The following is a 10,541-nucleotide window of genomic DNA, read 5'->3' on the forward strand; positions in this document are numbered from 1 at the left end:
GTTAATTGCTTATCAGCAATCAGATAAGAACAAGCTTTAGGCGTTGATTGCGTTATTCAAAATGTCGATGACTTGCTTCCGTTCATGAGCTTGCTGCAAAGAGGTACGGAAGTCTTCATGCATGAGTTTGCGTGCGATTTTAGAGAAAATCTTCATATGTGAATCCTTACCCTCTTCAGTGACAGTAAGCATGATAATAATATCCACATCGACATCCTCGCCCCAAGAGATAGGGTTGTCTAAGGTGAGAACGGAGACGCTGTTATGAGAGACACTGGAAGATTTACAATGAGGAATCGCTACCGAAAATCCTAGTGCGGTTGAAAACACGGCTTCTCTGTCCCAAATCGCTTTTTCAACCTCATTTGCACAACCTGTGCGTTCGTTAATCTCTAAGTTATCGCAGAGTAACTTTATGGCTTCTTCTTTCGATCTAATAGATTGTTGAGTAAATACGAGCGCTTCATCGAGTGTTTCTTTGCCGTCACTGCTGTTGTAAAACGCTGCGACACGCGCTTTCACTTGCTCGCTATTCGTTAAGGTAAGTACTTCATTAACTAAAGCTTCACACTCGTTTACGTTAAGTCGAGTTAAGGCACGTTTGCTTGTGGCTATTTTCGAGGCTGCCATCGAAAACTGTGTGAGCCCACAACCCAATAACAAGGGTTGCGCGATAGGGTCAGCAGCGAACTCGCCACACAGACTAACCTCTAACTTGGCCGCTTTTGCCGAACCAATCAGCTGCTTTAGAAATGCGATAAAGGCTGGGTTGAAGTGGTCGTAAAGACCAGCGATGGTTTTATTTCCTCGGTCACACGCAAAGAAGTATTGTGCAAGGTCGTTACTACCAATAGAAATGAAATCGATGAACTCAGATGCTTGGTCGAAGATGTAAGCGATGGAAGGAACTTCTGCCATGGCTCCAAGACGGACATTGCCTAACTCATACTCTTCATTGGCAAGTTCGATAGCCAGTTCGTCAATGAGTTCTCTACACCAAATGATTTCGTTAAGGTGAGAAATCATAGGCACCATGATAGACACTTCACCAAAACAACTGGCTCTAAGTAATGCACGAAGCTGAGAGCGTATAATGGTGTCATATTGAGGGTACATTCTGACAGCACGATAACCTAAGAAAGGGTTGTCTTCTGCTGGAAACCCCATATAAGCACAAGGTTTGTCACCGCCTATATCGAGAGTTCGAATAACCACCTTGTTACCTTGGCTATGCTTCACAACATTTGAATAATGTTGGAACTGCTCCTCCTCTGACGGTGGAGTGGTACGCTCGCAGAATAGCATCTCAGTTCGATATAGCCCAATGCCATCTGCACCGGACGAATAGATACCCTGAGCTTCTTCGCTTGAGACGATATTGGCGAGAACGTTAACCTTTTCTTTGTCGAGTGTCGTTACTTTAAGGTGCTTAAACTCTGCGGTTTTAGCCGAAAGTGCGTTGAGTTTTTTATGCTCTAGTCGATAGAACGCATCACAAGCCACGTTACTCTCTAAAATCAATGCGCCATTGATAGCATCAACAACGAGCCGTTGGCCTTCGATAATCTGCTGAGTGAGGTTTTCTATTCCGACCAAAACAGGAATGTTAAAAGAGCGTGCCAAGATTATAGTGTGAGAAGTGCTGCCACCTTCACCCATCACAATACCTTGAATTAGTGCCTTTGGAAGAGCAAGAAGCTGACTTGGGGTAAGCAGCGTGTCCGATACCAAGATAGTGGGCGCTGTGATCGCCGGCATTTGACTCAGATCTTCATCGCGCACAATACTAGCAAGTTGAAGCGCGATATCTTTGATATCGAGCGCTCGTTCTTTCAAATAGTCACTAGCGCTGTTTTCTAGTGGTGCACATAACTTGTCGCATGCGTTTGCGATCGCATCAAGAGTGTTTAACGCATTATTTTGCATCATTAGAGCACGACCTAGCTCTTCATCTTGGGCAATTTTCAAGTGTGCTTCGAGTATCTCTTTACATTCGCCTTCAGAGCCAGCTTGCTTCTTCAAAAGGTTTAGTTGTAACGCTTTCAAAGCACTCTGTAATTCACTCTCGATACAAAATGACGTCTGGCTCGGTAATGAAGCGGCCATTTTTCTGAGGTCAGTTTGTTGCCAGAGAGTAGCACTAGCCTCACCCAAACCGACTGAAGCAACGGTACCTCGTACATAACGAGGTGCTGCACGCATTAAACCCACAGGAAGAGGTTGTTCGCTTAATTGGACACTCTGTGTGTCTGTCGCATTGTCAATATGGCTGAGTTCAGTATCAACAAATGCTTGAAAAAAGAGAAGTGCCTCGTTGGCGTCTGAGCCAGTGAAAATAAACTGGCAATGATCGCCTTCCAAGATATCGGCACTAATCATAGACAACACACTTTTCGCATTAGCAGTGTTATCTTTAGAGCTGTTGACTAAGAGAATGTCACAGTTGAATCGTTTTGCTCGCAGCTCAATTTCTTTGGCAGGTCGTGCATGTAAACCATTTGGTAGTGGGCAGATAAAATTAAGATTAGTCATTGTCGTTTCTCATAGTGCTTTGGTTGCAAGGCTTATTGTTACTGGTCGGCATGGTGGTATGTCTGCCGTTTGTTCTACTGGGCTACGTTCGTCTAGTTGAACATTTTGGTATGAGTAAGGAGTTTGAATATCGCCAAATTCGCACGAAGATAAAGTAGGGTTGAAAGCACGTAAAATAATCTGTTCTGAGTGCTCAGATTTCTTTAATGTGCTGAAGTGCAGAGAATTGTTCCATTCGACCAGGCTTTGTGATTCCGGGACGACAAACGTTGTAGGGTTGAGTCTGAATCTTGCCCAGTCAGTGCCGACATGGCTGATGACGGGTGTATTGATACACTCAACGGTTTGCCAGTAGTCAGCTTCCTCTTCACTACAGAAAGGAACCAGAGAAAGAGAGAACTGATGACGGCCTTGAATTTGAGAGTCAGGAGCAGGAAGGACCATACCAGAGGCACGACCTGGTCGATAAGTGAGATTTGCTTGTCCAAGCCAACCAACGCTGCGTAGTAGGGTAATAGCAATAGAGTTAGGTGTGTCTTGATGAAACTCGTATTCGCGTAATCCTTTTGTGACAACACCTAACCCTCGCAACGCATTACGATGTAGCACCATTGATTGCATCGGATAGTTAGCAACGGGCGCTTCAGTCCACGATTCTTGTTGCCAGATATCAAGCTCACTCGGTACGTTCTCTCGAGTGACCAAGCCAAATGGTTGGTCTGCCATGTGTTGTGAGCACTCAATGCCAGTAGGGAAGTTGATTTGTAAACGGTGGTCCAAAACGCAGTTATCTAAATCAACGTCTACATCAATGGAAGGACGGTCGTTACGTAGAGTGATTTTGAGAGAAATAGGAAGTCGAGTTGAAGCGACGTGTTGCTTTCTCTCATCAAGGTTTTTAGGAAGCACCATGGAGAAATTTAATGTCATGGTTGACGTTAATACGCCTGTTTCTACAAACACGGTGTGTTCGGCGCTCTTACTGCTAATTACCCAATCATTGAGGAGTGGAGAAAAATTGTAGTTGTCACCTTCGTCAGAACCATCACAGATTTCGAACAGGTTCGGGTATTGAGCACCATTCCTATGGTCGATAAGATTCAGTGTACCGTTAGTTTGGTATTCAAGTGTGAACCATTGGTTACTGATTACTGATTCTTGGCGGCGGATTGTTTCAGAGTTAGTTGAACTTAGCTTATCTTCTTGAAGGTAAATCGTTGTATAACCACATGCAGGGATATCCTTAACACTCACCATCATGGAGATCTTTCTATACCAAGTTGTTGTTGTGTTATTCGACAGTTCCTGAATGATCGTCGACATATCTTGTTGTGATTCGTCAATGATTTGATATTGCAGTTCGTTACCTTGCCTATCGACGATTTTAAATTGGTCAGATGGGGTGTAGATGGTAACTTCAACCAAACTGTCGCGTTTTTTCGGAACACTATTGAAGACTACGATTTTTGTGCCATCGACATAAGCTTGAATACCTTGCGTTAGCTTTCTGAAGTTGAGTTCTAACAATTGCTCAGCGGTTTCGATGCCTGACAAAAGACGATTAAGAACCATTGCATTTACACGGTCTGAGTTGCAACCACCGATACTATCGTGTGCATGACTTTTCATTGCTTCACGCCAGATCTGATTAACGGCATTTTGTGGGTAAGGCAGTCCATTGGTGTAGTTTAATGCCAGCAATGGCTCCAAATAACGACTGACTAGGGTTTCTAACTTTTCGTTCGCGAGCTTAATATCCATTCGTGTCGAGAAAATGCCACGATGAATTCTCATATACTTAGGATCGAGCATTTCACCTTTGAAGCAATTTAGAGTGGGCGCCGATGTAGCAAGTGCATCGAAATAGCCATCGAAAGAACTGTTCACAAAGTGAAATTCATCTTGGGTTTGGTTGGCATGATCAAGAAGGCCAACTACCTGAAACTCAAAAGGTGATTGGTCATTGCCATTCGGAAGCATGACGTGCTCACTCGCTGTAAACTGACATTGCTTTCGTGCATTGGATGTAATAGCTTCGGTAAAACTCCTAGGGTCAGTAGGTAGCCATTTTGAACACCCATAACCCCATGGAAAGACTGCTGTTGTTATCTCACTCCCGTCTTGGCTCTGCCACTGAAATTCTGTATTAGCGACGAGTCGTTCAGACCAACCACGCCATAGAACTGCTCTATCAATATTGAATTGATTTAACAGCATTGGTAGTTGTTCTGTTTGCCCAAAGGAATCAGGAACATAGCCGATTTTCATCACTTGACCATATTTCTCACAGTCGCTCATTCCAAGTAGTAGGTTACGAGTAATTGACTCAGCACTGACGGTGAGAAAGTCCGTTTGAGTATACCAAGGTCCAATCAATATTCTCTGGCTTTTGATAAGTTTTTCTAATCGTTTTTTGTGTTCTGGTGCAACTTGTAAATAGTCGTCTAATACAACGGTTTGAGCATCTAATACAAAAGGCCCTATATTATTATCTTGTTCCAAATTGGACATTAAATCGTCCATAAAATAATAAAGTAATGCTTTTGAATCGTTCTCAGTAAAATACCATTCGCGATCCCAGTGGGTATGCTGAATTAAATGAATAGTTTTCATAAGGCGTGATTAACCCCAGAGCATGGGCTCTAATAGTTTTATAATGAAGGTATATCTCAGGGCTAGGTGACTAGCCCTGAACTAAGAAGAATTTGTTTAACGGGAAACGGTAAACTTAGGTGCGTTTTCCGTTTTGTCTTGCTTTGTCGTTTGTTCTCCGTTGAAAACTAACAGGGAACCTACAGCAATAATGGCAGAGCCCGTTGCAATTGCTAAGACGTAAACAAACCAGCTTTCAACAGCAAGCCAACCATAGAAACCTGAGATTGGCGCTTTGTTTACAGCACCTAACCCTACAGCCATAGCGGCACCAACGGCGGAGCCTAAAACGTTTACTGCAATGATCTTTGGATTAGCCAGTGCAAAGGGAATAGCGCCCTCTGACACACCGATTAACCCCATTAGTGTCGAGGCTTTCCCGGCTTCCTGAAGTGATGCAGGAAAGCGAGATTTCCAGATTAACGTCGCAACACCAATGCCAATTGGCGGAATAATAATAGCGACTTGGGCTGCTGTATTTGGGTCATAAATGCCAGACGCTAATAGAGCCATAGCAGTAGTTACTGCCGCTTTATTGATCGGACCGCCAAGGTCAAAGCCAACCATGCCACCCACTACCGCAGCAAGAACGATTTTGTTACCGTCAGACATTGAGAGTAGCCATGTTTCTAGACCTCTATTCAATGCCGCCATTGGGTCGCCGATTATGTAAGACATTAGTGCGCAAACGAGCAGAGTACCGCCAACAGGAATAATAAAGATTGGTCCGGCAGAAGCTAGCGACTTTGGTAGCTTAATTTTGGTTGCTAGATACTTAACGATATAACCTGCGAGAAGGCCTGCTGCAAGCGCCCCCAGGAAACCAGTACCGATTTTACCGGCAAGCAAACCACCAATCATGCCTGGGGCTATCGCAGGTTTATTAGCGATGGCAAACGCGATGTATCCCGCAACAACAGGTAACATTAGCGATAATGCCATACCACCGAAGCCGTCAAAATCGTGAAACAGTCTGACTAGTTGATGTACCGACTCGGCATGACTACCATCCCAAATGTTATCGACACCATAAAACGAGGCACCGATACGAGCAATTCCCATCAGTACCGCACCGGCAATGATGAAAGGGAGCATATATGACACACCGGTCATGATGGCATTCTTAATTTCAGTACCTACTGATTTTTGTCCTGCGTTGAACTGGCTCATAATTACACCTCCGCTGTTAGCGCCTCAAACAAAGCAGAGCCGTGCTTAATTGGATCTGCTACTTTGCATTCAATTTTAGGAAGTGAAGCGAAACGCTCAACACCATTTATTGCCACATCAGCTGCGATAATAGCAGCGTCAGCTCGTGCAATATCTTCAGGAGTAATTTCGTTTTCAGCTCCCATACTACCTTGAGTCTCGACTTTTATTTCGAGTCCCAATTCCTTGGCTTTAACTTCAAGCGCTTCAGCGGCCATATAGGTATGAGCTACGCCAGTAGGGCAAGCGGCAACGCACACGATGAACATAATGTAATCCTCTTTTTATTGTAAAAAAAAACACACAACTGCGATAACGCTAGTTGTGTGTTTTTTGATGTTTCTATCAACTAATGTAAGAAAAGCGTAGGCTTTCTCAAGTACAGAGTACTGACATGCTTTTAAAATCTCTGTAAATCCTACAATGGCAATAAAGCTCAATACAAGACGTAGTAGACGAGCGTGTTGCACAGCGTACATGTATTCATGGTTGAATCGAGTTGTTGCCATTGGAAGAGAAATTGCTCTAAATGGAGGGATGAGTTCGGCGCTCTTAGTCCATAAGTTAGAGTATTGCTCTGCAAGATTGAGCTCGTCTGTTGCGAGTTCTGATTGAGATGCGTTTGTCAGTTTATCTACGGAATCAATAGATTGTGGTATGAAAAACAAACAAAAAGAACGAAGTGCAAGCAATAACAGCTTGATGCACTCCGTAACTTTTAGTTTAAATTTCATTGTTGGTTTCATTTTATCTATCCAGTTCCATATTGATGGTTAAATTATATTTGAATTCAAAGTATATCCGTGATTGAGATCTCAAATACAATTTAGCTTTAAATAATTACTCTGCTTTCAATTAGTAAATACATTTTAATAATTTTTATGGATTAGTTTAAGTAATGGATTTTCTGAGGGTGTGTGATTGATTTGAGTCCGTTAGTCGATAAGACTTTAGTCTCGTTCCCTTGAAGAGTTGGGGTATAGCGACTAATTTTGATCATATCTAGATACTGCATAAGGAAATGCATATGGATATTGTCGTGATGCTTACCAGTGGTCAGTTTGGCGTGTTAGAGGACTGCGAAAGCCTTGAGTTAGAAGGTGAGATGGTGGAGTGTTGGGTCGAGGCTGAGGAGAGCTTCGAGTATCGTTCTGGACAAGTAGAAAGAGTGCTCTAGATGAAAAAGTGGATACTACCCGTGATTTTGGGGTTGCTGGTGGCTTACGATTGGTCTTTTTCAAGGGATGCGTTGGACAGCGAAGACTTTGTCGCCTCCTTTGATAAGCAATCCCCCGATGAAAATGACGTGAAATATCATTTGGATACTTTAACGGCTAACAAAAGCCAGTTAGATGCGGCATTAACCTACTACTATCTAGCCATTTTAGTGACTGAAAAAGATACTGAGATGAAAAAAGACCGTGTTGCGTTAGCTAAACAGCTGGGTGAAAAGCGGCAGGACGTTATTGATAGTTATCGGTTTTCAGAAAAAAATGTTGCTACGTATGATCAGGTTCTTAAGTACGTTGCCGATAGTATTACTTCCGACGAAAAGCGATACAACCGTTGGTACCAGATTCAATTGGCGGGGCAGGGCGACGTAAATCAACGTCTTGTTAAAGTCAATGACATGCACGCCAGCTACTCTCATTGCCAACTTGGTACCTATTGTTAAGCACGAATAAGGCCGTCATCGACGGCCTTATATAGTTTTGTATGTGAAAACGTGGCTTACCTGAGTTATTTCTTAACTACTAAATTAAGGGTAAACAACAGCGCGATAGGAAACAGTGAGGCAATCAACATCCACGCCCAGCCTTGAGTATAGAGAACGAATCCCGCTCCTAATGAACCTGCCGCTTGAAATCCAGTGATAGAGAAATCGTTTACGGCTTGCACTTTGAATCGCTCACTTGGCTTGTATGTTTGAGGTAATAATGTTGTTCCTCCGATAAATAAGAAGTTCCAACCAACACCAAGCGCTACTAACGCCCACCAGTAATGATGTACGGAATGCCCTAGTAGAGCTATGGCAATGCAAGCAAGGAATATAATGCAACCTAAGGATATCAACTTGTAGAGACCGATGCGTTTAATGATCAGCGGAGTGATTAATGACGGTAAGTACATTGCCATTACATGACTCTGAATGACCCATTTAGCGCTTTGAATATCATGTCCATGGCCTGACATTGCAAGCGGTGTTGCGGTCATTAAGAAAGCCATAACCGCATAAGCGGTAAGTCCAGAACCGATAGCGAGCCAAAGTAGAGGCTGTTTAAATAGAAGTGAAAGGGTGCGTGCCTCACCAACATCTTTACTGCTATCGTGAATCTCTAGCGGTTTCATTGCGATAGCTAGAATGAGAGCACCAACGATCTCTAAAGTCCCTAGCGCAGCATATGCCCGAGCGTAATCAGACTCAAACATTGGGATAAACTGGCCCAAATTGAGCAGTTCAGGACCAACCCATGCTGCTGCAATGCCACCGACCAAAACCAAACTGATAACACTGGCGTGCTGGGAAGGGTTTGCACAACTCTCTATTGCTGCGAATCGATATTGACCGACGTAGGCTAATTGAGTTCCAAGAATAAAAGTGCTCAGAGAGAATCCCCAGAACACGCAGCCCACACCACGTAGCTGAGTGTTTTGAGCACCAGATTGGTATTCGCCTAAACGGTAAAGAGCGTACTGATGTTGAAGAATACTGCATCAGCGAAGGTTGGGTAAAAATCCCTTCACCAAAGGCACTGGATCGTCGCGGTCAACCTATACTAATCAAATTAAAAGGCACTGTGGAAGCGTACTACGTTTAATTCGTTAACCACGGTTGCTTGTTCAACACATAGAGGTATCGCCCGATGTCTTTATGTGTTGATATTCCACTTTCCACTCCACATCAAGTTCTGCGCTATTCCTTGTCTACCGTGACAGTTCCTTACGATTACTCAGATTAAGATATGTTAATTTATCTTATCTACATTACGTTAAATTGAAATGTTCTAATGAGATCTCAAGGAAGGTTAGGTCATGGAGCTCTATAGCGACTATCAGACGCGCCCATTTCTCTGCCGCCATTGTAATCAACTAACGCCACATTTGTTGGTCTATAGCCCCAACTCAGAGTTAAAACTTCAGCGAAAAGCTGCCAGTGATTCGACACGTAACACGTTGTTTGGGTTACTTATCAGTCTGTTTTCGAGTCGCGAAATCGAAATAGTCGACTATCCTGATGATGAGCAACTGTATCGATGCGACCGATGCGGTAAGGCTGAAGTACATAAAAGATAAGGACTCGTTATTCCCCTATGAACACCGTCATTTCAGAAGCCATAGCGCTTCGCAAAGCCGGAAAGCATCAAGACTCTCGTCAACTCCTCGAAACTTTACTTGTTGATCCACTGTACGCTGCTTCTGCACATTTGCAGATTGCATGGTCATACGATAATGAAGGTAAAGAAAAATCCGCGATTCCACATTATAAATCGGCATTACTTGGTAAGTTAGCGAATCAAGAGCGTTTTGACACATTGTTTGGCTTAGCTTGTACCTACAGAAGCTTAGGAGAATATGTTGAGGCGTTGCATTACTTTGAACAAACTATGTCTGAATACCCAAAAGCAGAAGAAGTCCAGCCATTTTATGCAATGTGCTTGTACAACTTAGGACGGCACAAAGAGGCTGTTCAGTTGCTATTGAATCTCTTGTTATCGACAACCAATAGCGAAGCCATAAAGGAATATAAACGAGCAATCTCTTTGTATTCAGATGATCTCGACAGAACTTGGTAAAAACAAGCGTAATAGATTAAAAGTTTCTATCGAAGCTGTGAAAAGGAATATGATATTTATTCCAAATTTAACGAGTGTCATTTACCATTCTATTATTAGTGAATGGCGCTTGTTTAGTATATTTGGTGGCCTAAAAATATAAATTATCATATTATTCGTAAATAGCTTAACATTATTTCGGTATTTATATAAATATTGGTTTGTTTCATATTCATTTGGCGAATAATACTATTTAAATTGTCAAGTAATGTAGTGCAACGAAAGTAATCTTTCCCCATAACCACAAATTTTCCTTCGACATTTATTGAGTGAATAACGCTAGTGCGTACTATTCATCCTACATCCCCTGCGTAG

Annotated in this window: 11 protein-coding genes; 5 read left to right on the forward strand and 6 right to left on the reverse strand. The window is 42.9% G+C overall.

From position 1 onward, the window contains the following. Window positions 1-36 precede the first annotated feature (36 nt). The 5 genes from ptsP to HW45_RS09700 all read right to left on the reverse strand — a co-directional run bounded on the left by ptsP (window position 37) and on the right by HW45_RS09700 (window position 7,127). Window positions 37-2,532, reverse strand: a complete 2,496-nt coding sequence (gene ptsP / locus HW45_RS09680) for a phosphoenolpyruvate--protein phosphotransferase (RefSeq protein WP_038226644.1) — start codon at window positions 2,530-2,532, stop codon at window positions 37-39. 9 nt (window positions 2,533-2,541) lie between these two features. Next, complete coding sequence (locus HW45_RS09685; RefSeq protein ID WP_038226646.1) at window positions 2,542-5,145, reverse strand: glycoside hydrolase family 38 C-terminal domain-containing protein; 2,604 nt, start codon at window positions 5,143-5,145, stop codon at window positions 2,542-2,544. Window positions 5,146-5,241: 96 nt separating this feature from the next. Further along, on the reverse strand, window positions 5,242-6,354 hold the full coding sequence (locus tag HW45_RS09690; RefSeq protein ID WP_038226648.1) for a PTS fructose transporter subunit IIC: 1,113 nt from the start codon (window positions 6,352-6,354) through the stop codon (window positions 5,242-5,244). A 2-nt stretch (window positions 6,355-6,356) separates the two neighbouring features. Then, complete coding sequence (locus HW45_RS09695; protein ID WP_031494346.1) at window positions 6,357-6,662, reverse strand: PTS fructose transporter subunit IIB; 306 nt, start codon at window positions 6,660-6,662, stop codon at window positions 6,357-6,359. Window positions 6,663-6,677: 15 nt separating this feature from the next. Next, window positions 6,678-7,127, reverse strand: a complete 450-nt coding sequence (locus tag HW45_RS09700) for a hypothetical protein (RefSeq protein WP_038226650.1) — start codon at window positions 7,125-7,127, stop codon at window positions 6,678-6,680. 293 nt (window positions 7,128-7,420) lie between these two features. Between HW45_RS09700 and HW45_RS29725 the strand changes: the two genes are divergently transcribed. Next, a complete protein-coding gene (locus HW45_RS29725) occupies window positions 7,421-7,570 on the forward strand; it encodes a hypothetical protein (protein ID WP_006070452.1) in 150 nt (49 codons plus the stop codon). Beyond that, window positions 7,571-8,068, forward strand: coding sequence for a hypothetical protein (locus HW45_RS09705; protein ID WP_038226653.1), 498 nt, complete (start codon window positions 7,571-7,573; stop codon window positions 8,066-8,068). Between the two features lie 65 nt (window positions 8,069-8,133). Here HW45_RS09705 and HW45_RS09710 read toward each other — a convergent pair whose 3' ends face one another. After that, entirely contained in the window at window positions 8,134-9,018 is an 885-nt protein-coding gene (locus HW45_RS09710) for an MFS transporter (protein ID WP_235225438.1), read from the reverse strand. On the opposite strand from HW45_RS09710, the gene HW45_RS28775 reads away from it, so the two are divergent. The 3 genes from HW45_RS28775 to HW45_RS09720 all read left to right on the forward strand — a co-directional run bounded on the left by HW45_RS28775 (window position 9,006) and on the right by HW45_RS09720 (window position 10,187). Next, a complete protein-coding gene (locus HW45_RS28775; RefSeq protein WP_081875830.1) occupies window positions 9,006-9,212 on the forward strand; it encodes a DUF3297 family protein in 207 nt (68 codons plus the stop codon). The genes HW45_RS09710 and HW45_RS28775 overlap by 13 nt on opposite strands. Before the next feature lie 214 nt (window positions 9,213-9,426). After that, window positions 9,427-9,687 carry a hypothetical protein gene (locus tag HW45_RS09715; protein ID WP_038226655.1) on the forward strand — a complete coding sequence of 87 codons (261 nt, stop codon included), beginning with the start codon at window positions 9,427-9,429 and terminating at the stop codon, window positions 9,685-9,687. 17 nt (window positions 9,688-9,704) lie between these two features. After that, entirely contained in the window at window positions 9,705-10,187 is a 483-nt protein-coding gene (locus HW45_RS09720) for a tetratricopeptide repeat protein (protein ID WP_038226657.1), read from the forward strand. Window positions 10,188-10,541: the final 354 nt, after the last annotated feature.

The organism is Vibrio sp. ER1A, assembly GCF_000733315.1.
Classification (GTDB): Bacteria; Pseudomonadota; Gammaproteobacteria; order Enterobacterales; family Vibrionaceae; genus Vibrio; species Vibrio mediterranei.

What these genes read in the sequence shown, in the direction of transcription:
- HW45_RS09700 (WP_038226650.1), bottom strand. Translation starts at nt 7,127, where the DNA reads ATGAAATTTAAACTAAAAGTTACGGAGTGCATCAAGCTGTTATTGCTT.
- HW45_RS09720 (WP_038226657.1), top strand. Translation starts at nt 9,705, where the DNA reads ATGAACACCGTCATTTCAGAAGCCATAGCGCTTCGCAAAGCCGGAAAG.
- ptsP (WP_038226644.1), bottom strand. Translation starts at nt 2,532, where the DNA reads ATGACTAATCTTAATTTTATCTGCCCACTACCAAATGGTTTACATGCA.
- HW45_RS09705 (WP_038226653.1), top strand. Translation starts at nt 7,571, where the DNA reads ATGAAAAAGTGGATACTACCCGTGATTTTGGGGTTGCTGGTGGCTTAC.
- HW45_RS09715 (WP_038226655.1), top strand. Translation starts at nt 9,427, where the DNA reads ATGGAGCTCTATAGCGACTATCAGACGCGCCCATTTCTCTGCCGCCAT.
- HW45_RS29725 (WP_006070452.1), top strand. Translation starts at nt 7,421, where the DNA reads ATGGATATTGTCGTGATGCTTACCAGTGGTCAGTTTGGCGTGTTAGAG.
- HW45_RS09685 (WP_038226646.1), bottom strand. Translation starts at nt 5,145, where the DNA reads ATGAAAACTATTCATTTAATTCAGCATACCCACTGGGATCGCGAATGG.
- HW45_RS09690 (WP_038226648.1), bottom strand. Translation starts at nt 6,354, where the DNA reads ATGAGCCAGTTCAACGCAGGACAAAAATCAGTAGGTACTGAAATTAAG.
- HW45_RS09695 (WP_031494346.1), bottom strand. Translation starts at nt 6,662, where the DNA reads ATGTTCATCGTGTGCGTTGCCGCTTGCCCTACTGGCGTAGCTCATACC.